Genomic DNA, 24792 nt, shown 5'->3' on the forward strand with positions numbered 1-24792 from the left:
GGCCGTGGCGTCGTCCTTCGGGAGCCCGCGGATCGCGGCCCGCAGTGCCCCGGCGTCCGGAGCCTCCCGGGCAGGTTCCTGCCGGGTGGCCGTGGCCGCGGGTGTGCCGGCCGCTGCCAGGGCCGGTGCGGCGGGGCCCGCGGCGATGCCGAGGACCAGTGCGGCTGCGACGACCGTGCGGGACGTGCGGGCGTTCATGTCCGGTGCCTCCTGGGCGTGGAATCCCCAACTGCTGATGGATTCCATCCTGTTGATCAGCTCGCCCGCGCGGATCCCCCGGCCGGGGGTTTGCCGGAGGGAGGCCTGCTCCCCTGCGCGGGGGAGTCGAGGGCCGGACCTCCCTCCGCAGAGGGAGTCACGACCCCGCACTCGTACGCACAGATCACCGCCTGGATCCGGTCTCGCAGCCCCAGCTTGGACAGCACATTGCCGACATGGGTTTTCACCGTGTGCTCGCTGACGACCAGCGCGGCGGCGATCTCCGTGTTCGACAGCCCGCGCGCCAGGTGCAGCAGCGTCTCGTGTTCCCGGGCGGTCAGCACGTCCAGGTGCGCCGACGGTGCCACGGCCGCGGCGGGCCGGCGCGAGGTGTACTCGGCGATCAGCCGGCGAGCCACCGACGGTGCCAGCAACGAGTCGCCGGCCGCCACCACCCGTACCCCATGCACCAGGTCGTCGCGGCGGACGTCCTTGAGCAGGAAACCGCTCGCCCCCGCGTGCAGCGCCTCGTAGACGTACTCGTCGGAATCGAAGGTGGTCAGCATGACCGTCCGGCAGCCGGTTCCGGCGCTGATGGCGCGGCAGGCCTCGATACCGTCCATGCCGGGCATCCTGATGTCGAGCAACGCCACCTCGGGCGCCAGCCGCCGCACCGCTTCGACCGCAGTGGCACCGTCGCCCGCCTCGGCCACCACCTCGATGTCCGACTGCGCGTCCAGGATCATCGCGAAGCCGCTGCGCACCAGCTCCTGGTCGTCGGCCACCACCACCCGGATCGTCAACTTCCCACCTCTGTCCTCTGCTCCGTCTTCGGCCGTGCCCGCGGAATCGTCACCCGGACCCGGAACCCCCGCCCGCCCGGACCGGGGCCGGTGCGGGCCGTGCCACCGTGCGCGGCGGCGCGTTCCCGGATGCCGACCAGCCCGAGCCCGGAGCCGCCCCCGGGGCCCCGCCCGTCATCGGTGACGGTGAGGGTCAACGCCTCGGGTCCATGATCCAGCCGAACGCGGACGGTGGTCGCGTCCGCATGCCTGACCACGTTCGTCAGGGCCTCCTGCACGATCCGGTAGACGGTGGCCTCGACCGCCAGGCCCGGCGCGCCGGGGCTGCCCGTGACCTCGTACGAGACCGCCGGTCCGCTGCCGCGCACCCGCTCCACGAGACCGGGCAGTTCCGCGAGCGCGGGCTGGGGCTCCCGCGGCGCGTCCGGTGAACCCTCGTTCTCCCGCAGCACGCCGAGCATCCGGCGCAGCTGCGCCATCGCGTCCCGGCCCGTCTCCGAGATCGCGTCGAAGGCCGCCTCGGCACGCTCCGGCGCCGTACGGACCGCCACCGGACCGGCCTCCGCCTGCACGATCATCAGGCTCACCGCATGCGACAGGATGTCGTGCATCTCCCGGGCGATCCGGGCCCGTTCGCGGGCCGCGGCCTGTTCGGCCTCGATCCGGTGGGTCAGCTCCAGCTGACGGGCCCGGTCCTCCACCGCATGCAGATACGCCTTGCGCGTCGCGGCGAGCCGGCCGAAGGCGTAGGCCGCGGCGAACACGAAGAGGGAGAAGAGGAGCTCCCTGAGCGCGTCGCTGTCGAGCCCGACCGAGACCAGCACCGCCAGTGCCGTGAGCACCGCGATCCCGATCCGCTTCGGCGCCGGGGAGAGTTCGGCCACCGTGTAGAACGCCACCAGGCCGGTGTACGGGAGCGGCTGGCCCGGACCGTCGATGGTGAACCGGTACAGGCCGCCGGCCGCGAGCACGGCGACGAGGACCAGGACCGGCGCCCGGCGGCGGGCGGTCAGCGGCAGCACCGTCAGAGTGGTCAGCCCGTACGCCGTCCACGTCGCGTCCGGCAGTTCCGGGGCGCGCGGGATGACGAACGGCATGGTCATGGCGGCCTGGACCAGCAGCGCGATGAGCAGGTCGACGGCGCGGGGGCCCGCTCCGAGCGCTCTCGCCATGATGTCGCGTAGGTGCATCGGACCGGCGCCGTCAGGGCTTCCGCGCCACCGCGCCGAACTGGGCGACCCGCGCCGCACCGGGCTCGGCCCGCCAGTGCGCGCACGACACGATGCCCGGTTCCACGAGGTCGAGCCCCGTCAGGAAAGCGGCGAACCCGGCGCGGTCGCGGGCGGTGATCGGCGGGGTGGCGTTCTCGTTCCAGAACCGCATGGCCGCCTCGTTGCCCTCGCCGCCCAGCTCCAGCGTGGGATGGGTGAGCACCAGATGGCTGCCGGAGGGCATCGCGTCCATCAGCGTACGCACGATGCGCCGGGCCTCGTCCGTGTCGAGGACGAAGTTCAGGATGCCCAGGAGCATGACCGCGACCGGCCGTTCCAGGTCGAGGACCGGCTGCGCGGCCCGCAGGATCCGCTCCGGATCGCGGGCGTCCGCGTCGATGTACACGGTCGCGCCCTGCGGTGAACCGGCGAGCAGCGTCCGGGCGTGCGCCAGCACGGTCGGGTCGTTGTCGACGTACACGACGCGGCAGTCGGGCGCGGTGCTCCGGGCGACCTCATGGGTGTTGCCGGCACTCGGCAGACCGGTGCCGATGTCGAGGAACTGCCTGATCCCCGCCTCACCGGCCAGGTACCGGACCGCCCGCCCCAGGAACGCCCGGTCGGCGCGGGCCACTTCGCCGATGCTCGGGTACAGGCCGGTGACCCGGTCGCCGACCGCACGGTCCACGGGGTAATTGTCCGTGCCGCCGAGCCAGTGGTTCCAGACCCGCGCGTTGTGGGCGACGTCGGAGCGGATGCGGTCGGGCGCGTCGGAACGGATGCGGTCGGGCACGGGGGTGTTGCGGGGGTCGGTCACGTCACTGCTCCTCCTGCTCCGGGCCCGGCATCACGGTCGATGGGGCAGGCCCATGATGCCGGACCGGTCAACGGGGGCCGTCCGTCGAGGAGTTGGCGAGGACGTCGTGCAGGACGTCGACCCGGTTGGTGGTGATCGAGTCGACGCCGTGCCGGACCAGGCGGCGCATGGTCCGCCTGGTGTCGGCCGTCCAGGCGGAGACCAGCAGCCCGTCCCGGTGCAGCCGCCCGGTCAGTTCCCGGTCCACCAGACCGAACCGGTAGTTCAGCCAGCGCGGCCGCACCGCGTCGAGCAGTGCGGCGCGCGGCGGTGCGAGTGTCGTCCAGGTCAGGGCGATCTCGGCGTTCGGGTCGGCGGCCCGCACCCGGAGCATCGCCTCGGGACCGGCGCAGTAGTACGCCCGATCGCCGGCCCCGCACTCGCGCACCGCGCCGACGATCTCCGGCACGGAGCCGTCGGTGGAGCCCGGAAGATCGATCATGACGCGGTGTGCCCCGGCGGCGAGCAGCGCCTCGCGCAGTGTGGGCACACCGCCCCGGGTCAGCTCGGTGAGCTCCGCGTGGGTCAGCCGGTCGAGCCGCACCTCCCGGCCCCACAGCCTCTTCAGCGTGGCGTCGTGCAGCAGGACCGGTACGCCGTCGCGGGTGAGCCGCACATCGATCTCGACCGCGTCCGCCCCCCGTCCGAGGGCGGAGCGGATCGAGGGGAGCGTGTTCTCGCGGACACGGTAGGGATCGCCGCGGTGCGCCACGGCGGTGACTGAGGTGACCATGGGGTCATTGTGACCACCGGGGTCACCGGCCCGTGCGCTCCAGCCAGTTCGTCGTGTACGTGTCGATCTCGGCGGTCAGCGTCCGCTTGTCGGCCGCGTCGAGGTACGACGCCTCGACGGCGTTCTTCGCCAGCGACGCGAGACCCCGCTCGTCCAGGCCGAGAAGGCGGGCGGCCACCCCGTACTCGTTGTTGAGGTCCGTACCGAACATTGGCGGGTCGTCGCTGTTGATGGTGACCAGTACGCCCGCGTCCACCATCTCCTTGACCGGGTGCTGCTCGATGTCCGCCACGGCGCGGGTCGCGATGTTCGAGGTCGGGCAGACCTCCAGCGCGATGCGGTGCTCGGCGAGGTGGGCCAGCAGCTTCGGGTCCTGGACGGAGCTGGTGCCGTGACCGATGCGCTCGGCGCGCAGGAAGGTGAGCGCGTCCCAGACGGTCTGCGGCCCGGTGGTCTCCCCGGCGTGCGGCACGGAGTGCAGGCCCGCGGCGATCGCCCGGTCGAAGAAAGGCTTGAACTGTGGGCGCTCCACACCGACTTCCGGACCGCCGAGACCGAACGAGACGAGCCCCTCGGGCCGCAAATCCACGGCGAGCCGGGTGGTCTCCTCGGCCGCTTCGAGCCCGGCCTCGCCGGGGATGTCGAAGCACCAGCGCAGCACGACACCCAGCTCGGCCTCGGCGGCCTTGCGGGCGTCCTCTATGGCCTCCATGAACGCCTGTTCCGGGATGCCGCGCCGGGTCGAGGAGAACGGGGTCACGGTCAGCTCCGCGTAACGGATGTTCTGCCGCGCCATGTCGCGGGCGACCTCGAAGGTCAGCAGCCGGACGTCCTCCGGGGTGCGGATCAGGTCCACGACGGAGAGATACACCTCGATGAAGTGCCCGAAGTCCGTGAAGGTGAAGTAGTCGGCGAGCGCCTCGGGGTCGGTGGGGACCTTGGAGTCGGGGTGGTGCGCGGCCAGCTCGGCGACGATACGGGGCGACGCGGAACCGACATGGTGGACATGCAGCTCCGCCTTGGGCAGCCCCGCGATGAAGGGGTGCAGATCGGTCATCGGACTCTCCGGGGCGTGGAACGGTTCGGGCGCCGGGCACGGTCGGCCGGGCAGGGGACGGGGATCATCGTAGGCCGGGCCCACCGGCAGGCAGCGGGGCCGTAGCATGACGGGACCACGATGGGGGAGGCCCATGTCAGACAACACAGAGCAGCCCGCGGGCGGGGCCGCGCCGCGCGATCCGTGGGCTCCGCCGGACAGCAAGGTACCGCTGGAGAAGTCGGCCGGCGATCCTCGCCCGCCCGCTGTGCACAACCAGCCCACGGTCGCCTCGATGCCGGGGGTCGGGGACGGCTCCGCTCCGGCCGATTCACCGCCGCCGGGATTTGGTTCGCCGACGCAGACCGGGCCGGTGCCCGGAGCCGGATTCGGTCCCGGTCCGGGGGAGGTACCGCCCCCGCCGGTCGGACCGAACGGGCCGGGTCAGCAGGTCCCGCCGGTCGCGGGACAGTACGGCTACCCGGTCGCACCGGCCCCGCAGTACGGCGGCTACCCGGGGTACTCCGGATATCCCCAGGCGCCCTGGGGCGGTCCGCCGCCCTCCAACGGCATGGGTACCGCGGCCATGGTGCTCGGCATCCTGGCCATCTGCATGTTCTGCATCTACGGGATACCCAGCCTGATCCTGGGCGTACTGGCCCTGATCTTCGGCATCCTCGGCCGCAAGCGGGTGCAGCGCGGTGAGGCGACCAACAGTGGTCAGGCGCTCGCCGGGATCATCATGGGCTCCATCGGCATCGTCTTCGGTGTGGCGATCATCAGCTTCTTCATCTGGCTGTTCGCCACCCACGCCGAGGAGTTCGAAGAAAGCGGCTACAACGACGACCCGTACTCCACGTCGCTGGTCGTCGACGTCACTCGTTAGTCCCCCGCCCAACGGCCCGGCCCCGCCGGGCCGTCGGGCGTCCGGGCCGCCTCAGGACGCGCGCAGCTCCGCCCGCGCGTCCATCAGCGCGAACCCCAGCAGATTCAGCCCGCGCCAGCTCGCCGGATTCGCCGCCCGCGGGTCGTCCGCCGCCAGGCCTATGCCCCAGATCCGGTCCATCGGGCTCGCCTCGACCAGTACCCGGTCCCCGGTGTTCAGCAGGAACTCCCGCAGCTCCGGATCGCCGCCGAACTTGTGCACACTGCCGACCAGCACCAGCCCGTACCGCTCGCGCTCCCACACCGCGTCGTCGAAGCCGCGGACCAGCCGGCCCACCTTCTTCGCCGCCGCCGGGCTCTTCGCCGCCACCGCCGCGGCCTCCGACTCCGCGTCACCGAACAGACGGGCCTTGGCGGCCATCATCCAGTGCTCGGCCGACGCGTATCGCACACCGTCGACCGTGAAGGGCGACGGCCACCACTGACTGAGACAGCTCGCACCGATGCGGCCGTCGGGCCGGGGACGGTGCCCCCAGAAGTGCAGGTACTTCACTTTCTCGCCACGCGCGCTCCGAGCCAGGAGATCGTTCATGTGTTCCATGACATGCGATTCTGGCATCCGCCACTGACACTACGTACGGGGAATTCCGCACCGACGCGACACATGGTCGACAGATTCCGTCGCGTAACCAAAAGGCAACAACGGAATCACTTGTTGGGGTTGTTCCCCTCTGCCAGGATCGGCAGTCAAATCGAGCAGAGGCTACGCCGCCCCCGCGCTCCGGGGCACGCGGCGGAGGAGATCGTCATGGGCAACGGCATCCAGGTGCGGGACCGCTTCGCGGACGGCGCACAATACATCGGCGGAAAGCTGCGGTCCGGAACATCGGGACGTCACCACGACGTGGTGAACCCGGCGACGGGCGAGACCGTCTACACCTACGAGCTGGCGGGCACCGCCGACGTGGACGCCGCCGTGGCGGCCGCCCGCGAGGCGTTCCCGGGCTGGTCGGGTGCGACGCCCGCCGAGCGGGCCGAGGCGATGCACCGCTTCGCCGCGGTCCTTGCCGAGCAGGCCGACGACTTCGCGTACGTGGAGTCCCTCCAGTGCGGCAAGCCGATCAAGCTCTCCACCGAGTTCGATGTGCCCGGCACCGTCGACAACACCTCCTTCTTCGCCGGGGCCGCCCGCCACCTGGAGGGCAAGTCGGCCGCCGAGTACGACGGTGACCACACCTCGTACGTACGCCGTGAGGCGATCGGCGTCGTCGGTTCCATCGCGCCCTGGAACTACCCGCTCCAGATGGCCGCCTGGAAGGTCCTCCCGGCCATCGCCGCGGGCAACACCATCGTGCTGAAGCCCGCCGAGATCACCCCCCTGACCTCGCTGATGTTCGCCCAGGCTGCCACCGAGGCGGGCATCCCCGACGGCGTGATCAACATCGTCACCGGTGCGGGCAAGGAGGCCGGAGAACACCTCGTCGGCCACCCCGACGTCGTCATGACCTCCTTCACCGGCTCCACCGCCGTCGGCAAGCGGGTCGCGGAGATCGCCACCTCCACCGTCAAGCGCCTCCACCTCGAACTCGGCGGCAAGGCCCCCTTCGTGGTCTTCGACGACGCCGATCTCGAAGCCGCGGTCAACGGCGCGGTCGCCGGAGCGCTCATCAACACCGGCCAGGACTGCACCGCCGCCACCCGCGCCTATGTCCAGCGCCCGCTGTACGACGCCTTCGTGCAGGGCGTCGCCGAGCTCATGGAGAGCGTCCGGCTCGGCGACCCCTTCGACCCGTCGACCGACCTCGGCCCGCTGATCAGCCACGCCCAGCGGGACCGGGTCGCCGGATTCGTCGAGCGCGCCCGCGCCTACGCCACCGTCGTCACCGGCGGCGAGGCACCCGGCGGCGAACTGGCGGCCGGCGCCTACTACCGGCCGACGCTGGTCGCCGGAGCGGCCCAGGACAGCGAGATCGTGCAGTCGGAGATCTTCGGCCCGGTCCTGGTCGTGCTGCCCTTCGACAGCGACGACGAGGGCATCCGCCTCGCCAACGACACCCCGTACGGACTCGCCGCCTCCGCCTGGAGCCGCGACCTGTACCGCGCCAACCGCGCCACCCGCGAGGTCAAGGCGGGCTGCGTCTGGGTCAACGACCACATCCCGATCATCAGCGAGATGCCGCACGGCGGATACAAGGCCAGTGGCTTCGGCAAGGACATGTCCTCGTACTCCTTCGAGGAGTACACGCAGGTCAAGCACGTCATGTACGACAACACCGCGGTCACCCGCAAGGACTGGCACCGCACGATCTTCGGGGACCGATAACCCGGCCGACCCCGGCCACACACACCCGAAAGGGCAACGCGCATGGAGCAGTACGAGCCGGAGCGCCTCTCCGCGGCCCAGATCGCCGCGATGCGACGCAGTCTCACCAGCGGCCGGGGCGCTCTGACCCGCCGATCGCTGATCCGCGCCTCCGGCATGGGGGCGCTGGCGATCGGCGGGCTGGGCACGCTGAGCGCGTGCGGCATCCCGCCCGCCAAGCGGGAAGGGGATGCCGCCGCCTCCGACGACCACTCGGCCGAGGAGAAGCAGATCAACTTCTCCAACTGGACCGAGTACATGGACGTCACCGAGGACGGCAAGCACCGGCCCACCCTGGAGGCGTTCACCGAGCGCACCGGGATCAAGGTCAAGTACACCGAGGACATCAACGACAACGTCGAGTTCTTCGGCAAGATCAAGCCGCAGCTCGCGGCCGGTCAGGACACCGGCCGCGACATCATCTGTGTCACCGACTGGCTGGCCGCCCGCGTCGTCCGTCTCGGCTGGGCGCAGAAGCTCGACCCTTCGCACCTGCCGCACGCCTACGCCAACCTCTCGGCCCAGTTCCGCTCCCCGGACTGGGACCCGGGCCGCGCCTACTCGTACCCCTGGGCGGGCATCCCCGCCGTCATCGCCTACAACTCCAAGGCGACCGGCGGCCGCAAGGTCGACTCCGTCAGCCAGCTGCTCGACGACCCGAAGCTCAAGGGCCGGGTCAGCTTCCTCTCGGAGATGCGCGACTCCATCGGCATGACCCTGCTCGACATGGGCAAGGACCCCGGCAACTTCACCGACGCGGACTACGATGCCGCGATCGGCCGGCTCCAGAAGGGCGTCGACAAGAACCAGATCCGCCGCTTCACCGGCAACGACTACACCGCGGACCTCGACAAGGGCGACATCGCCGCTTGCGTCGCCTGGGCCGGCGACATCATCCAGCTTCAGGCCGGAAATCCGGACATCAAGTACGCGATCCCGGCTGCGGGTTACGTCATATCCAGCGACAACCTGATGGTCCCGGTGAAGGCCCGGCACAAGACCAACGCAGAGAAGCTCATCGACTACTACTACGAGCCGCCGGTTGCCGCGAAGCTCGCCGCGTACATCAACTTCGTCTGCCCGGTCGACGGGGTCCGCGACGAGCTGGCGAAGATCGACCAGGCGATGGCCGACAACGTCCTGATCCTCCCGGACAAGGAGATGGCGTCACGGTCGCACGCCTTCCGCTCCCTGACCGCCAAGGAAGAGACGGCGTACGAAGAGAAGTTCGCCAAGCTCATCGGCGCCTGACCGCCGCGCCATTCCTCCCTGCCCCGATCTCCCTCTGACACCACTGGGACCGCGATCCATGACACAGCAGCAGACAGGCGGCGACGTCCGCCTCACCGGGATCAGCAAGACGTACGGCTCCTTCGCAGCCGTCAAGCCGCTCGATCTGACCGTCCCGCAGGGCTCCTTCTTCGCGCTGCTCGGCGCGTCCGGCTGCGGCAAGACCACCACCCTGCGGATGATCGCGGGCCTGGAGGAGGCGACCACCGGCACGGTCTCGCTCGGCGGCCGGGACATCACCGGGCTTCCCCCGTACAAACGGCCCGTCAACACGGTCTTCCAGAGCTACGCCCTCTTCCCGCACCTCGACATCACCGAGAACGTCGCCTTCGGTCTGCGCCGGCGTGGCATCAAGTCGGTGAAGAAGCAGGTCGACGAGATGCTGGAGCTCGTCCAGCTCGGAGACTTCGCCAAGCGCAAGCCGCACCAGCTCTCCGGCGGCCAGCAGCAGCGCGTCGCCGTCGCCCGCGCCCTGATCAACCACCCGCAGGTACTCCTGCTCGATGAACCGCTCGGCGCCCTCGACCTCAAGCTGCGCCGCCAGATGCAGCTGGAGCTCAAGCGCATCCAGACCGAGGTCGGCATCACCTTCATCCACGTCACCCACGACCAGGAGGAGGCCATGACCATGGCCGACACCGTCGCGGTGATGAACGGGGGCCGGGTCGAGCAGCTCGGTGCCCCCGCCGATCTGTACGAGAACCCGAGGACGACCTTCGTCGCCAACTTCCTCGGCACCTCCAACCTCATCGAGAGCGAAGTCGTCTCCGCGGGCACGGACATCGTCGTGGCCGCGGGCGGCGGGAAGCTGCGACTGCCCACCGACCGGTGTGCGGCCCCGACCACGAACGGCGGCAAGCTGCTCCTCGGTATCCGCCCGGAGAAGATCTCGCTCGCGCACGCCGACGACGCGAACGAGATCGCCGACGGCCGCAACCGGGTCACCGGCCGGATCGTCGACTCCAGCTTCATCGGGGTGTCCACCCAGTACGTGGTGGAGAGCCCGGCCGGCAAGGCGCTCCATGTGTACGAGCAAAACGTCGAGAGGCGCGCGGGACTCACGGTCGGCGCCGAGGTCGTTCTGCACTGGAACCCCGCGCACACCTTCGGCCTGGACGCAGCCCAGGACATCGACGCCGGTGTGGAGACGGTGGAGGACGCGGCGTGACCGTCACCAAGGAGGCGCCACCGGCGCCCGTCACGGTGGAGCCGAAGCTGCGCAAGCCCTCCACCCGCAAGCGCCTCGTCCCCTACTGGCTGCTGCTCCCCGGCATCCTGTGGCTGCTCGTCTTCTTCGCACTGCCGCTGGTCTACCAGGCATCGACCTCCGTACAGACCGGATCCCTGGAGAAGGGATTCGAGGTCACCTGGCACTTCCAGACCTACTGGGACGCGCTGACGGACTACTACCCGCAGTTCATCCGCTCCCTGCTGTACGCCGGCACCGCCACCATCCTGTGCCTGCTGCTCGGCTACCCGCTCGCGTATCTCATCGCGTTCAAGGCGGGCCGCTGGCGCAACGTCGTCCTGGTGCTGGTCATCGCGCCCTTCTTCACCAGCTTCCTGATCCGCACGCTCGCCTGGAAGACGATCCTCGCGGACGGCGGCGCGGTCGTCGACGTACTGAACACCCTGCACGTCCTGGACGTGACCAGCTGGCTCGGCTGGACCGAGTCCAACCGGGTGCTGGCCACGCCGATGGCGGTGGTCTGCGGTCTCACGTACAACTTCCTGCCGTTCATGATCCTGCCGCTCTACACCTCGCTGGAGCGGATCGACGGCAGACTGCACGAGGCGGCCGGCGATCTGTACGCCACCCCCGCCACCACCTTCCGCAAGGTGACCTTCCCGCTCTCCATGCCGGGTGTCGTCTCCGGAACACTGCTCACATTCATCCCGGCCAGCGGTGACTACGTCAACGCGGAACTGCTGGGCTCCACCGACACGAAGATGGTCGGCAGCGTCATCCAGACCCAGTTCCTGCGGGTCCTGGACTATCCGACGGCGGCCGCGCTCTCCTTCATCCTCATGGCGGTCGTCCTGATCATGGTCACCGTCTACATCCGCCGCTCCGGGACGGAGGACCTGGTCTGATGCCCGTACTGCGCTGGATCCGCCGGAATCTGATCGTCATCGCGGGTCTGCTGACCCTCGCGTACATGATCCTTCCGAACATCGTCGTCATGGTGTTCTCGTTCAACAAGCCGAACGGGCGCTTCAACTACTCCTGGCAGCGTTTCTCGCTGGACGCCTGGAAGGACCCCTGCGGCGTCGCCGACATGTGCGGCTCGCTCTCGCTGTCCCTGCAGATCGCCGTCTGGGCAACCATCGGCGCGACCGTGCTGGGCACGATGATCTCCTTCGCGCTGGTCCGCTACCGCTTCCGGGCGCGCGGCGCGATCAACTCGCTGATCTTCCTGCCGATGGCGATGCCCGAGGTCGTCATGGCCGCCTCGCTGCTCACGCTCTTCCTCAACATGGGCGCACAGCTGGGCTTCTGGACGGTCCTCATCGCGCACATCATGTTCTGTCTGAGCTTCGTCGTGACGGCCGTGAAGGCGCGCGTGATGTCGATGGACCCGAGGCTGGAGGAGGCGGCCCGCGATCTGTACGCCGGACCCGTGCAGACCTTCCTGCGGGTGACGCTGCCGATTGCCGCTCCCGGAATCGCGGCGGGAGCGCTGCTCGCCTTCGCGCTCTCCTTCGACGATTTCATCATCACCAATTTCAACGCGGGCTCCACCGTGACCTTCCCCATGTTCGTCTGGGGATCGGCACAGCGCGGCACGCCCGTGCAGATCAACGTCATCGGAACGGCGATGTTCATCATTGCCGTCATGGTGGTGGTCGTCGGCCAGCTGATCGCGAACCGGCGCAAGAACAGCGCACGATAGAAAGCTCTGAAGGAGTTGGAAACCATGGCCCCAGTTGCCATGCGTACTGCTGCACAATCGCTCTCGGACGCGAAGCCGGTCTCGTTCTGGCTGGACGACCCCGGCAAGCCCGAGGCGCTGCCCGCGCTCACCGGTGACGAGCACTGCGATCTGCTCGTCGTCGGCGGCGGCTACAGCGGACTGTGGACCGCGCTGATCGCCAAGGAACGCGACCCGGAACGGGACATCGTACTGATCGAGGGGCACGAGGTGGGCTGGGCCGCCTCGGGCCGCAACGGCGGGTTCTGCGCCGCCTCCCTCACCCACGGCCTGCCCAACGGCCTGGAGCGCTGGCCGGACGAGATCCACAAGCTGGAGGAACTCGGCGAGCGCAACCTCGACGCCATCGAGGCCGCCGTCGCCCGTTATTCGATCGACTGCGAATTCGAGCGCACCGGCGAGATCGATGTCGCCACCGAGCCCCACCAGCTCGAAGAGCTCCATGAATGGCACCAGGAGGCGGAGAAGCTCGGCTTCACCGGGACGGACTTCCTGGACCGGGACGCGCTGCGCGCCGAAGTCGATTCACCGACATTCCTGGGCGGCCTCTGGGACCGGCGCGGGGTCGCCATGCTGCACCCCGCCAAGCTGGCCTGGGGTCTGAAGCGGGCCTGTCTCGATCTCGGGGTGCGGATGTACGAGCACACCCGGGGGCTCGAACTCGCCAGGTCCACCACGGGAATGGCGGTCCGCACCCCGTACGGAAGGGTCTTCGCCCGCCGGGTCGCGCTCGGCACGAACATCTTCCCGTCGCTGGTCAAGCGGGTGCGCCCGTTCACCGTGCCGGTCTACGACTACGCGCTGATGACCGAGCCGCTCACCGCGGACCAGCTCGCCTCCATCGGCTGGAAGAACCGGCAGGGGCTTGGCGACAGCGCCAACCAGTTCCACTACTTCCGGCTGTCGGCCGACAACCGGATCCTGTGGGGCGGCTATGACGCGATCTATCCGTACGGCGGCCGGCTGAGCGCCGATCTCGATCAGCGTCCGGAGACCTTCCTCAAGCTCGCGGGCCAGTTCTTCGACTGTTTCCCTCAGTTGGCGGGGGTCCGTTTCAGCCATGCCTGGGGCGGGGCGATCGACACCTGTTCGCGTTTTTCCGCGTTCTTCGGCACGGCTCATCAGGGCCGGGTCGCCTATGCCGCCGGATTCACCGGACTCGGCGTCGGCGCCACCCGTTTCGGGGCCGATGTGATGCTCGATCTGCTGGCGGCCGAACAGAACGAACGGACCACGCTGGAAATGGTCCGCAGCAAGCCGATGCCGTTCCCGCCGGAGCCCTTCGCCTGGGCCGGGATCGAGCTGACCAAGAGGTCCCTGGCCAGGGCGGACAGCAACGGCGGGCACCGTAATCTCTGGCTGCGGACGATGGACCGGCTGGGGCTCGGCTTCGACAGCTGAGTCCGGCGGGCCGGTCACCCCCGGGGGGTGACCGGCCGGTTCATTGCAAATTCCTTGTCCGAACCCGCGTAATCGATCGGCGCCACCTCTCTCTCCCGTGTGAACGCACCGGCAATGCATGGCCGGTGCACACGGAATGGAGACAGGCCATGGCCGACACGGGGGTCGAAGCAGCAGTCGAATGGCTCGCATCGGTGGCGCCGGATCCGGATGCGTGCAGGTGGGAATGGGAGCGCGATCCCCGCGGGGTCGCGCTCCTTCCCGCCGGCCGGCGCTGGGACGTGCTGATTCTTACGGGGGAGCTGGGCTACCCCACACTCGACGTACTGACCCGCCTCATCGACAGACCCGGTCCTGTTCTCTCCGACTTCGGCGACGCCCGCATGGGCTTCTTCGTGCCGCCGGGCACCGTCGCCCGCTGGGTCGGCACCGGCATACGGGGAGTGGGGCGGGGAACCTGGATCGTTGTGCCCTGTCCGGGCCGGGAGGCCAACGGCGGGGTGCGCTGGCTGATCCCGCCGGACGGCTCGGGAACCCTCACCGACGCGACACTTCTGGAACTCGCGATGCACGAGGCGGCGGCCGGGAAGGCCGAGAGCGGCGGGGACTGACGGCTGCGGGGGCGGGCGGTTACGAGGGCGGCCGGGCGGGAGGCGGGAACGGTGTACGCGGGCGGCCGGGCAGGCGCCCCGGTGCTGTCAGAGGTCTTGACAACCTGATTGGTCTGGACCATGTTGTGGCGGCCGCACTCAATTCCCCCATGCACGGAGGCCGTTGTGGAACGCACGGGACCCCCCGCCCGATTTACCGGATTCGTGGCCGCCTTCGCGGCGGCGCTGCTCGCCGCCGGCGGTCTGACCGCCTTCGCTCCCTCCGCCGCCGCTGCCGACACCGACCTGGCGCGCAACGGCGGCTTCGAGTCCGGCCTGGACGGCTGGAGTTGTACCGGCGGCAGCGGAGCCGCCGTCAGCACACCGGCGCACAGCGGCACCTCGGCGCTGAAGGCGACCCCGGCCGGCGGCGACAACGCCAAGTGCTCCCAGGCGGTGACGGTCGAGCCGGACTCCACCTACACGCTGAGCGCCTGGGTCCAGGGCTCCTACGTCTACCTCGGCGCGGCCGGCACCGGGACCACCGACGTGTCCACCTGGACCCAGTCGCCGGCCGACTGGAAGCAGCTCACCACCACCTTCAGAACCGGCCCGTCCACCACCTCGGTGACCGTCCACACCCACGGCTGGTACGGCACCCCCGCCTACTACGCCGACGACCTCACCCTGATCGGCCCCGGCGGTGCCCCGGCCGAGCTTCCGGCGGCGCCCACCGGACTCAAGGCCGGCACGGTCACCGCCTCCTCGGTCGACCTCTCGTGGACCGGCTCCTCCGGGGCCACCGGCTACAACGTCTACCGGGGCGGCACCAAGGTCCTCTCGGTCACCGGCACCTCCGCCACCGTGACGGGCCTCGCCGCTTCGACCGCGTACAGCTTCCAGGTCACCGCGACCAACCCCGCCGGAGAGTCCGCCCGATCCGCCGCGGTCCCGGCCACCACCACGGCGGGCGGCGGCGGAGGCGGGGGAGGCGGCCTGCCCGCCCACGCGCTCGTCGGCTATCTGCACTCCAGCTTCGCCAACGGCTCCGGCTATACGCGGATGGCGGACGTGCCCGACTCCTGGGACGTCATCGACCTGGCCTTCGGCGAGCCGACCTCGGTCACCTCCGGTGACATCCGCTTCTCGCTCTGCCCGGTCACCGAATGCCCGAACGTCGAGTCGGCCGCCGAATTCAAGGCGGCCATCAAGGCCAAGCAGGCCGCGGGCAAGAAGGTGCTCATATCCATCGGCGGCCAGAACGGCCAGGTGCAGCTCGCCACCACCGCCGCCCGCGACACCTTCGTCTCCTCGGTCAGCAAGATCATCGACGAGTACGGTCTGGACGGCCTCGACATCGACTTCGAGGGCCACTCGCTCTCGCTGAACACCGGGGACAACGACTTCCGCAACCCGACCACCCCGGTCGTGGTCAACCTGATCTCCGCGGTGAAGTCCCTCAAGGCCAAGTACGGCGACAAGTTCGTCCTGACGATGGCCCCCGAGACCTTCTTCGTCCAGCTCGGCTACCAGTACTACGGCTCCGGCCCCTGGGGCGGCCAGGACCCCCGCGCGGGCGCCTACCTCCCGGTCATCCACGCACTGCGCGACGACCTGACCCTGCTGCACGTCCAGGACTACAACTCGGGCTCCATCATGGGCCTGGACAACCAGTACCACTCGATGGGCGGCGCGGACTTCCACATCGCCATGACCGACATGCTGCTCACCGGCTTCCCGGTGGCGGGCGACCGGACCAAGGTCTTCCCGGCGCTCCGCCCCGACCAGGTCGCCATCGGCCTGCCGGCCTCCCCCCAGGCAGGCAACGGCCACACCTCGCCCGCCGAGGTCACCAAGGCGCTGAACTGCCTGACCAGGAAGACCGACTGCGGCTCCTACGCCACCCACGGCACCTGGCCCGCGCTGCGCGGGCTGATGACCTGGTCGATCAACTGGGACCGATTCAACAACGGGGAGTTCTCGAAGAACTTCGACGCCTACTTCGGCAGCTGAGGCTGCTCCGGCAGCAGAGACCGAGCGGCAGGAGCACCGCCCCGCACAGGAACCAGCTGCCCAGCACATCCAGCGGCCAGTGATAGCCGCGCAGCACCAGACCGATGCCCGTCGCCGTGGTCAGCAGGACAGCGGCGACGGGCATCACCCATGACCACGCCCGCGCCGCGTACGGCGCGACCAGCAGCGCCGCCGCCCCGTACGCCACCGCGGCCGTCGCCGCATGGCCGGACGGGAAGTAGCCGGTGGCGTCCGTCAGCGGGCCCGGACGGGCGATCCAGGCCTTCAGCGGAACGACCAACAGCGGCACCGCGCCCATGGTGAACGCCGCGAACAGCGGCTCACGGCGCGCACCGCGCACCAGGGCGAGGACGATCGCGCAGCCCAGTACCGGGAGCGCGATCTGCATATTGCCCAGATCGGCGAGGAATTCGGTCAGCCGGGCGGGGCCGTGTCCGACGACGGCCCGGCCGGTTCGCTCGTCCGCCGCGCGCAGCGGGCCGTCCGCCGCGACCTGCCAGGCGGTCAGCGCGAAGAGCGCCAGGAGGGACAGACCCAGGGAAAGGAAAAGAGCCGGCCGCCCGGGAACAGGGGGGGTGGTTCCGGGGCGGCCGGTCGGACCGGTTTGCCGCACGCCCCGGGGGGTCTGGGGCGGGCGGCCATCCGATCGGTGAGGAGTTCCGGAGCCAGAGGCTCCAGCGGTGTGCGCGAAGGCACGGCCAGGACGGCGCTGGGGAAGCTCCGGCCAGGCATCGCCCGCAGTCCCCTGCGGGCGGGGTGTTTCTCTCATCTGCGGAAACCGTACGGCAGCCGATGGGGGACCGACAGCGGGAAACAGATCCCGCCATCGGCCCCCCACACGTTCTTCACAGGCCCACACGCGGGCCCCTCGTATCCCCTGCGGGAACACTTTCCGGAGCCGCCGGGGTTCGCACAGGTCAGATCCGGCCGAAAGCCTGCTCGATGACGTCGAGCGCCTCGTTCAGCAGGTCCTCGCCGATCACCAGCGGCGGGAGGAAGCGCAGGACGTTGCCGTACGTGCCGCAGGTGAGGACCAGCACGCCCTCAGCGTGGCAGGCCTTGGCGAGCTTCGCGGTGGCCTCCGGGTTCGGGTCCTTCGTGCCGGACTTCACCAGCTCGATCGCGATCATCGCGCCGCGACCGCGGATGTCACCGATGATGTCGCCGTTGTCGAGCTTCGACTGCATCTCGGTGAGGCGGCCCTTCATGACCTCCTCGATGCGCTTCGCCTTCCCGTTCAGGTCCAGCTCGCGCATCGTCTCGATGGCGCCGAGCGCACCCGCGCAGGCGACCGGGTTGCCGCCGTAGGTGCCGCCGAGGCCGCCGGAGTGGGCGGAGTCCATGATCTCGGCGCGGCCGGTCACGGCGGACAGCGGCAGACCGCCCGCGATGCCCTTGGCGGTGGTGATCAGGTCCGGGACGATGCCCTCGTCCTCGCAGGCGAACCACTGGCCGGTGCGGCAGAAGCCGGACTGGATCTCGTCGGCGACGAAGACGATGCCGTTGTCCTTGGCGAACTGGGCGATCGCCGGGAGGAAGCCCTTGGCCGGCTCGATGAAGCCGCCCTCACCGAGCACCGGCTCGATGATGATCGCGGCGACGTTCTCCGCGCCGATCTGCTTGTTGATCTGGTCGATGGCCTGGGCGGACGCCTCGGCACCGGCGTTCTCGGCGCCGGTCGGCCAGCGGTAGCCGTACGCCACCGGCACCCGGTAGACCTCGGGCGCGAACGGGCCGAAGCCCTGCTTGTACGGCATGTTCTTGGCGGTCAGCGCCATCGTGAGGTTGGTGCGGCCGTGGTAGCCGTGGTCGAAGACGACGACCGCGGTGCGCTTGGTGTGGATGCGGGCGATCTTCACCGCGTTCTCGACGGCCTCGGCGCCCGAGTTGAACAGCGCGGACTTCTTGGCGTGGTCGCCCGGCGTCAGCTCGGCGAGCTGCTCACAGACCTCGACGTACCCCTCGTACGGCGTGACCATGAAACAGGTGTGGGTGAAGTCGGCGAGCTGCGCGGAGGCGCGGCGCACGACGGCCTCGGCGGAGGCGCCGACCGACGTCACGGCGATGCCGGAGCCGAGGTCGATCAGACGGTTGCCGTCCACGTCCTCGATGATCCCGCCACCGGCGCGGGCGGTGAACACCGGCAGGGTGGAGCCCACACCTGCGGCAACCGTCTCCAGACGGCGGGCCTGCAGCTCCACCGACTTCGGGCCGGGAATGGCAGTGACGACGCGGCGCTCCTGCGGGATTGCGGTCATGAGGGGCTCCTGGGGGGATGTTTCGGACGCTTCTTGGTGCAGGCTATGGGCGAGGCCCGGGGTACGGCATGTTCCGTTCGGGAGTGGTGGTCGTGCGCCGTTGTCCGTCACGGACATAGCGAGGGGGTGCGCGGGCCGGGCGACGGGGCCCCGATCCGGGGGAGCCTTGCTGAACTCGCCGTGCGTGCGCACTAGATTGGCCGGGGCAGCGGACGGACCCGGCCGGTCAGGGGGCAACGGTTCATGACGAGCGACGACGCGCACGGTGTGCGTGGCACTAGTGGTACGGAGCGAGGAGGCGGCCACTTCGATGTGCCCCGCCGCCCGGTGCCGCGCCCGGCCGGACCGCCGCCCGCCGCCCCGCCGATGCCCGTCGGTCTTCCCCGGACCGGGCCGCCCGCGGCTCCGCCGGTGCCCGCCGGTCTCCCGGGGGCCGGGCCGTCGACCGCCGAGTGGCTGAACACCGTCCGCCCCGCCGCCGCGCCGGGCGTCTGGCGATACGGACACGTGCCGCGTCCCGCCGAGCGGCCGCCGCGCCCCTCCCTGCTCGGGCCGCTGATCGTCCTGCTGCTCTGGCTGCTGCTCTGGTTCCTGCTGGCGGACTTCAGCATTCCGTACGTGGATGTGCCGCTGCGGGTGATTACGCCGGGGGAGTGGTGGACGATCGGTGGGCTGCGGTATTACGTCCCGCCCGCCGCGTACAACATCCAGACGCTCTACTACCAGGCGCTGGTGCTGCTCGCGGGGCTGTGGGCCGCCCGCCTCGGGAACTGGGCCGGGCTCTTCCGGTACTGGGCGGGGCCCCGTCCGGACCGTGCCCGGCTGATGCTCTCGGGCGTCGGGGCCCTGCTCGCGCTGTGGCTGGTCTGGAGCAGCAAGGTGCCGCTGCTGGACGTCGTCCTGTACCTGATCCCGCAGAGCTGGTTGCAGGGCGGTGGGAACGAGTACCTGGCAGCCGTGGTCGCCTATGGGGCCTACGCGCTCGTGACCGCCGTGGTCGTGTGGCCGTTCGCCCGGACCGGGCGCTGGCGCGCCGCCCTGCGTGACCGCGTGGCACGTCGTGTCACGACCCGGCCGCAGGACGAGCGGAGTCCGTCCCCCGAGACCGGAACGGACGCGGCGCACTGGCCGGAGCTGCGGGCCGCGGGTCTCGCCGACGCGGCGGAGGTGCTCACCTCGGCCGTGCGCGGCGGGCGCATGAACGACGTGGACTGTGCCCGTGTGAACCACGCCTGGGCGCGGACCCGGGCACGTCACGACGGTCCGGCATCCTTCGACGGGACGGTCGTGCGCCGGGGGGCGGACGCCTTTCTGCATCCCTCGGGACGCCGGGACCTCCCGCTCCGGACCGCGCGCCACGATCTGCTGGTCGGCCAGGTCCGCATCGGCGGCTGCCCGGACGACGAGCGGAACCCGTACGCGCGCAGGGGCTCGGGAGTGGCCCTGGACCCCGCCGTCCTGGGCACGTCCCTGCTGGCGGTCGGCCCGCCCGGCGCGGGCAAGACGGCGAGGCTGGTGCGCCCGGTCGTGGAGAGCCTGGCTCTTCAGGCCCTGACGGGCCGGGCGGCGGTGCTCGCCGTCGGCGCCGCGGGGGCTCCGCTCGGTCCCGACGACGCCTACGACGTCGTCGTGAAGATCGGGGACCCCTCGTCCGTCCACGACTTCGATCTGTACGGCGGGGCGACCGACCCCGACGAGGCCGCGGCCGTCCTCGCGGAAGGGCTGGCCGGAGACGTTCCCGGCCTGGACGGCCGACGCGCGGCCCTGGTCCTGGCCCAGCTGCTCGGCCCCTACCGGCTCGTCCACGGATGCTTCCCGGCGGTGCCGGTGCTGCGGGAACTGCTGGCCGGGGACGAGTCCGCCCTCGGCGAGCTGCGCCGTTCCCTGGAAGCGGGCGGCCACTCGGCCATGCTCCGAGAGCTGGATGCCCGGACCCGGCAGACGGGTGGCTCGGGAGACCCCGCGCCGGTACTGGCCGATCGTGTCGCCCTTCTCGACCGGCCCGCGTTCGCCGGGTTCTTCGCCACCGGCGAGGAGGCCCGGCCCTTCTCCCTCCGGTCTCTCGGACAGCACCCGCTCAGGGTCAGGATCGACCTGCCGGAACGTGCCCACGCCGGGGCCTCCAGGGTGCTGAACCGTCTCGTCCTCGCGCAGTTCAACGCGGTCGTCGCCGCCCGTACCGACCGCTCGATCTTCGCCTGCCTGGTGCTGGACGACGCGACTCACACGGTCACCGCCGAGACCGTTCAGGGACTCCGGCGGCTCAGGTCGGTGAACGCCGGTGCCGTGCTGGCCCTGCGTACCATCGACGACGTTCCCGAAGGTCTGCACGCGGCCCTGCTGGGCGCGGTGGGGTGCGGCATGATCTTCTCGGGCGTCACCACCTGGGACGGGAAGCGCTTCTCGGAGACCTGGGGCAAGGAGTGGGTCTCCGTACGCGAGGTGGCCCAGCACGGGGTCTTCGCCGACCAGCCGTTCACCCGCGCGATGCATGCCCTGCGCAAGCTCGCCACCGGCAAGGCGGTCACCGTCGACGCCGTCACCGTGCGACAGGTGGAACGCGAACGCTGGTCCGCCTCCGCGCTGGCCTACGAACTGCCCGCCGGGCACGCGGTCCTCTCCCTGACGACGGTCGACGGCGAACACGCGCCCCCGCTGCTGGTACGGCTGGGGGACTGACCGCCGGCCCGGCCCGGGGGAGTCGCCGGAGCAGAAGCCGGGCGCACCGGGCATGGTCATGCCGGACCCTGCCGCTCTGGCAGAATTGGCAGCAGTCGTTCATACGGGACGGCGAAAACCGACTCCCCGAGGTCCAGCGGTCCCCATGCCCCTCACTCTCGCCTCGCTCGTCCAGCATTCGGCGCTCAAACTCACCGTGCGCGCGGGGGCGGACCGGCTCGACGCGCCCGTGCGCTGGGCGCACGCCAGCGAGCTGGCCGACCCGGTTCCGTACATGGAGGGCGGCGAGTTCCTGCTCGTCACCGCCACCAACCTCGACGCCGAGAACCCCGAGGCGATGCGGCGGTACGTGCGGCGGCTGGCCGGGGCCGGAGTCGTCGGCCTGGGCTTCGCCGTCGGCGTCAACTACGACGAGGTGCCGCAGGCGTTGATCGACGCCGCCGAGGAGGCCGGGCTGCCACTCCTCGAAGTGCCGCGCCGCACCCCGTTCATCGCCATCGCGAAGGCCGTGTCCTCGGCGATCGCCGAGGACCAGTACCGGGCCGTGACGGCCGGGTTCGAGGTGCAGCGGGAACTGACCAGGGCCGCACTCGCAGGCGACGGACCCGGCGAACTCCTCACCCGGCTCGCCGCACACCTCGACGGCTGGGCCGCGCTGTACGACGCGGCCGGCCAGGTCGTCGCCGCGGCCCCCGAGTGGGCCGCCCGCCGGGCCGCCCGGCTCACCCCCGACGTGGAACGGCTGCGGGACCGCCCGGCCCCGGCCAGCGTCGTCGTCGGCGACACCGACGACCGGGTCGAGCTCCAGTCCCTGGGCACCGGCCGCCGGGTCCGGGGAGCACTGGCCGTCGGCACCGGCGCGGCACTCGGCACCGCCGAGCGGTACGCCGTGCACTCCGCCGTCGCCCTGCTGACCCTGACCACCGCACGCTCCCGGTCCCTCCAGGGCGCCGAACAGCGCCTCGGCGCGGCGGTGCTGCGCATGCTGCTGGCCGGCCAGCCGGACCACGCCAGGGCCGTCGCCGGGGACCTGTACGGGGGGCTGCTCGACGCCCCGTTCCGGCTGCTCATCGCGGAGGCGTCCGACCCGGCCACCCCGGCGTCGCTCGGCGAGGCGATGGAGGCGGCGGCGCTGCGGACCGGCGAGACCCTGCTGACCGTTCCCGAGGGCGACCGGCTCGTCGTCCTGGCCGCGGACGGCGGAGCCGCGGTCGCGGCCTGCACGGCGTACGCGGAGGCACAGGAGGCGCGGACGCCCGCCGAAGGGACGAAGACGGAGGAGGGCCAGGTGGTCGTGGGCCTCTCCGCGCCGGCCGGCCCGATCGCCGTCTCCGCCGCCTACAAGCAGGCCGAGCAGGCCCTGTCGGTGGCCCGCCGCCGGGGCAGGGCACTGGTCGAGCACGAGGAGCTGGCGGCCGGCTCGGTGCTCCCGCTGCTCGCGGACGACGCGGTGCGGGCCTTCGCCGACGGAATGCTCCGCGCCCTGCACGAACACGACGCCAAGGGCCGCGGCGACCTCGTGGCCTCGCTGCGCGCCTGGCTCGCCCACCACGGCCAGTGGGACGCGGCCGCGGCGGACCTGGGAGTGCACCGCCACACACTGCGCTACCGGATGCGCCGGGTGGAGGAGATCCTGGGCCGCTCGCTGGACGATCCCGACGTCCGGATGGAGCTGTGGCTGGCGCTGAAGGCCACGAGCACCGCGTCGGCGCCGGAGACGTAGCCGCCCCGGCGGAATCGCGTGTTCCGTCCGCATCCGACAAACCGGAGCGTCCCCGTCGCGCACTGCTCCACCCCGGACAAACGCCAGGGCGGCCTCGCGGCCCTACGGTGGGGGCAAGACACCCCCACCGCTCCGAAGGGCCGGAACCTCCATGACTTCCACCCACGCCTTCTGGCTCGCCGGCCGCCAGGCCACCGGCGAGGACAGCTTCGACGTCACCAACCCCTGGGACGGCCGTCTCGTCGGCACCGTCAGCGTGCCGACCGACGCCCAGATCGAGGAGGCCGTCGCGGCCGCGCACGCCGTGCGCGAGGAGTTCGCCGCGACCCCGGCCCACGTCCGGGCCGCCGCTCTCGACCACGTCGTACGGCGTCTGGTGGAGCGCACCGAGGAGATCGCCCAGCTGATCTCCGCCGAGAACGGCAAGCCCATCAAGTGGGCCCGCGGCGAGGTCGGCCGCGCCGTCTCGGTGTTCCGGTTCGCCTCGGAGGAGGCCCGCCGCTTCAACGGCGGCGACGCCCAGCGCCTGGACACCGACGCCGGCGGCACCGGCCGCCTCGGCCTGACCCGTCGCTTCCCGCGCGGCACGGTCCTCGGCATCGCGCCGTTCAACTTCCCGCTGAACCTGAGCGCCCACAAGGTGGCCCCGGCCATCGCCGTCGGTGCGCCGATCATCCTGAAGCCCGCCCCGGCCACCCCGATCTCCTCGCTGATCCTGGGCGAGCTGCTGGCCGAGACCGACCTGCCGGCCGGTTCGTGGTCCGTGCTGACGGTCCCCAACGACCGCATGCCCGCCCTGGTCCAGGACGAGCGCCTGCCGGTCATCTCCTTCACCGGCTCCGGCCCCGTCGGCTACTCGATCATGGAATCGGTGCCGCGCAAGCACTGCACCCTGGAGCTGGGTGGCAACGGCGCCGCGGTCGTCCTCGGCGACTACGCCTCGGACCAGGACCTGGACTGGGCCGCGACCCGTATCGCGACCTTCTCCAACTACCAGGGCGGCCAGTCCTGCATCTCGGTGCAGCGGGTCATCGCGGACGCCTCGGTCTACGACCGGCTGCTCCCGAAGATCGTCGCGGCCGTCGAGGCCCAGGTCACCGGCGACCCGTCGGACGCCACCACCGACGTCGGCCCGCTGGTCAGCGAGGACGCCGCCAAGCGCGTCGAGTCCTGGGTCGACGAGGCCGTGCAGGCCGGCGCCCAGCTGCTCACCGGCGGCAAGCGGGACGGTGCCACCTACGCGCCGACCGTGCTCGCCGAGCTCCCGGACAACGTCACCCTCTCCTGCGAGGAGGTCTTCGGACCGGTGCTGTCCGTGCAGAAGGTGGACGGCGAGGCCGAGGCGTTCGAGGCCGTCAACTCCTCCAAGTACGGCCTGCAGGCAGGTGTGTTCACGCACGACCTGCAGACCGCCTTCCGCGCCCACCGCGCCCTTGAGGTCGGCGGCGTGATCATCGGCGACGTCCCCTCCTACCGCGCGGACCAGATGCCGTACGGCGGCGCCAAGCAGTCCGGCGTGGGCCGTGAGGGCGTCCGCTACGCCATGGACGACTACACCTACGAGCGCGTGCTGGTCCTCACCGGCCTCGCCCTGTAGGTCCGTGAACAGGATCGGACCGATCCACCAGCGCCGCCTGTGATCCGCCTGGACAGCACGACAGCAGGCGGCAGATGAACGGCCGGAGCCCACTGTGCGGGGGCTCCGGCCGTTTCTGCTTCACCCGCCCCGCTCATGGCCCGACCGGCCTGTCACCACGGGGCTGTCCAGTGGAGTGGCCCCCGACCCGATCGGCGTCCGGG

The 24792-nt window shown here is 70.9% G+C and carries 20 protein-coding genes and 1 pseudogene; 12 read left to right on the forward strand and 9 right to left on the reverse strand.

Features of this window, described 5'->3' with window-relative positions:
- From ABZY11_RS26400 to ABZY11_RS26425, 6 genes and pseudogenes are all read right to left on the reverse strand, one after another.
- Positions 1 to 198: pseudogene (locus ABZY11_RS26400) on the reverse strand (peptidase); the annotation flags it as partial.
- Positions 199 to 254: 56 nt separating this feature from the next.
- The gene (locus tag ABZY11_RS26405) at positions 255 to 1001 is read right to left on the reverse strand and encodes a response regulator transcription factor (RefSeq protein ID WP_356481515.1); all 747 of its coding nucleotides are present in this window, start codon (positions 999 to 1001) and stop codon (positions 255 to 257) included.
- A complete protein-coding gene (locus ABZY11_RS26410) occupies positions 998 to 2191 on the reverse strand; it encodes a histidine kinase (RefSeq protein WP_356481516.1) in 1194 nt (397 codons plus the stop codon). The genes ABZY11_RS26405 and ABZY11_RS26410 overlap by 4 nt, the downstream gene beginning before the upstream one ends.
- Before the next feature lie 13 nt (positions 2192 to 2204).
- Positions 2205 to 3029, reverse strand: coding sequence for an SAM-dependent methyltransferase (locus tag ABZY11_RS26415; protein ID WP_356481517.1), 825 nt, complete (start codon positions 3027 to 3029; stop codon positions 2205 to 2207).
- 67 nt (positions 3030 to 3096) lie between these two features.
- Positions 3097 to 3801 carry a glycerophosphodiester phosphodiesterase gene (locus tag ABZY11_RS26420; RefSeq protein WP_356481518.1) on the reverse strand — a complete coding sequence of 235 codons (705 nt, stop codon included), beginning with the start codon at positions 3799 to 3801 and terminating at the stop codon, positions 3097 to 3099.
- 22 nt (positions 3802 to 3823) lie between these two features.
- Entirely contained in the window at positions 3824 to 4858 is a 1035-nt protein-coding gene (locus tag ABZY11_RS26425; RefSeq protein WP_356481519.1) for an adenosine deaminase, read from the reverse strand.
- 133 nt (positions 4859 to 4991) lie between these two features.
- Between ABZY11_RS26425 and ABZY11_RS26430 the strand changes: the two genes are divergently transcribed.
- Entirely contained in the window at positions 4992 to 5723 is a 732-nt protein-coding gene (locus tag ABZY11_RS26430; protein ID WP_356481520.1) for a DUF4190 domain-containing protein, read from the forward strand.
- Between the two features lie 51 nt (positions 5724 to 5774).
- Here the strand turns inward: ABZY11_RS26430 and ABZY11_RS26435 are convergent, their stop codons facing one another.
- Positions 5775 to 6323, reverse strand: a complete 549-nt coding sequence (locus ABZY11_RS26435; protein ID WP_356481521.1) for an NADAR family protein — start codon at positions 6321 to 6323, stop codon at positions 5775 to 5777.
- A 207-nt stretch (positions 6324 to 6530) separates the two neighbouring features.
- On the opposite strand from ABZY11_RS26435, the gene ABZY11_RS26440 reads away from it, so the two are divergent.
- The 8 genes from ABZY11_RS26440 (at position 6531) to ABZY11_RS26475 (ending at position 16311) form a co-directional block, all read left to right on the forward strand.
- A complete protein-coding gene (locus tag ABZY11_RS26440; RefSeq protein WP_356481522.1) occupies positions 6531 to 8045 on the forward strand; it encodes a gamma-aminobutyraldehyde dehydrogenase in 1515 nt (504 codons plus the stop codon).
- 42 nt (positions 8046 to 8087) lie between these two features.
- A complete protein-coding gene (locus ABZY11_RS26445; protein WP_356481523.1) occupies positions 8088 to 9335 on the forward strand; it encodes a spermidine/putrescine ABC transporter substrate-binding protein in 1248 nt (415 codons plus the stop codon).
- Positions 9336 to 9393: 58 nt separating this feature from the next.
- Complete coding sequence (locus ABZY11_RS26450) at positions 9394 to 10542, forward strand: ABC transporter ATP-binding protein (protein WP_356481524.1); 1149 nt, start codon at positions 9394 to 9396, stop codon at positions 10540 to 10542.
- Positions 10539 to 11468: an ABC transporter permease gene (locus ABZY11_RS26455; protein ID WP_356481525.1), complete on the forward strand. Its 930-nt coding sequence runs from the start codon at positions 10539 to 10541 to the stop codon at positions 11466 to 11468. The genes ABZY11_RS26450 and ABZY11_RS26455 overlap by 4 nt, the downstream gene beginning before the upstream one ends.
- Positions 11468 to 12268, forward strand: coding sequence for an ABC transporter permease (locus ABZY11_RS26460; RefSeq protein WP_356481526.1), 801 nt, complete (start codon positions 11468 to 11470; stop codon positions 12266 to 12268). Before ABZY11_RS26455 ends, ABZY11_RS26460 begins: the two co-directional genes overlap by 1 nt.
- Before the next feature lie 24 nt (positions 12269 to 12292).
- On the forward strand, positions 12293 to 13708 hold the full coding sequence (locus ABZY11_RS26465) for an FAD-dependent oxidoreductase (RefSeq protein WP_356481527.1): 1416 nt from the start codon (positions 12293 to 12295) through the stop codon (positions 13706 to 13708).
- Between the two features lie 149 nt (positions 13709 to 13857).
- Positions 13858 to 14319, forward strand: coding sequence for a hypothetical protein (locus ABZY11_RS26470; RefSeq protein WP_356481528.1), 462 nt, complete (start codon positions 13858 to 13860; stop codon positions 14317 to 14319).
- A 165-nt stretch (positions 14320 to 14484) separates the two neighbouring features.
- Entirely contained in the window at positions 14485 to 16311 is a 1827-nt protein-coding gene (locus ABZY11_RS26475) for a glycoside hydrolase family 18 protein (RefSeq protein WP_356481529.1), read from the forward strand.
- On the opposite strand, the gene ABZY11_RS26480 is transcribed toward ABZY11_RS26475, so the two are convergent.
- Both ABZY11_RS26480 and gabT read right to left on the reverse strand, forming a co-directional pair.
- Positions 16262 to 17101: a phosphatase PAP2 family protein gene (locus ABZY11_RS26480; RefSeq protein ID WP_356481530.1), complete on the reverse strand. Its 840-nt coding sequence runs from the start codon at positions 17099 to 17101 to the stop codon at positions 16262 to 16264. The genes ABZY11_RS26475 and ABZY11_RS26480 overlap by 50 nt on opposite strands.
- 148 nt (positions 17102 to 17249) lie before the next feature.
- Positions 17250 to 18590, reverse strand: a complete 1341-nt coding sequence (gene gabT / locus ABZY11_RS26485; RefSeq protein ID WP_356481531.1) for a 4-aminobutyrate--2-oxoglutarate transaminase — start codon at positions 18588 to 18590, stop codon at positions 17250 to 17252.
- 243 nt (positions 18591 to 18833) lie between these two features.
- Here gabT and ABZY11_RS26490 point away from each other — a divergent pair, with 243 nt between their 5' ends.
- The 3 genes from ABZY11_RS26490 (at position 18834) to ABZY11_RS26500 (ending at position 24589) form a co-directional block, all read left to right on the forward strand.
- Positions 18834 to 21269 carry an ATP/GTP-binding protein gene (locus ABZY11_RS26490; protein ID WP_356481532.1) on the forward strand — a complete coding sequence of 812 codons (2436 nt, stop codon included), beginning with the start codon at positions 18834 to 18836 and terminating at the stop codon, positions 21267 to 21269.
- A gap of 145 nt (positions 21270 to 21414) precedes the next feature.
- Positions 21415 to 22992 carry a PucR family transcriptional regulator gene (locus tag ABZY11_RS26495; protein ID WP_356481533.1) on the forward strand — a complete coding sequence of 526 codons (1578 nt, stop codon included), beginning with the start codon at positions 21415 to 21417 and terminating at the stop codon, positions 22990 to 22992.
- A gap of 151 nt (positions 22993 to 23143) precedes the next feature.
- Positions 23144 to 24589 (forward strand): aldehyde dehydrogenase family protein, encoded by a 1446-nt coding sequence (locus tag ABZY11_RS26500; protein ID WP_356481534.1) that lies wholly within the window; start codon positions 23144 to 23146, stop codon positions 24587 to 24589.
- Positions 24590 to 24792: the final 203 nt, after the last annotated feature.

The sequence above is a fragment of the Streptomyces sp. NPDC006510 genome (assembly GCF_040611955.1).
Taxonomy (GTDB): Bacteria; Actinomycetota; Actinomycetes; order Streptomycetales; family Streptomycetaceae; genus Streptomyces.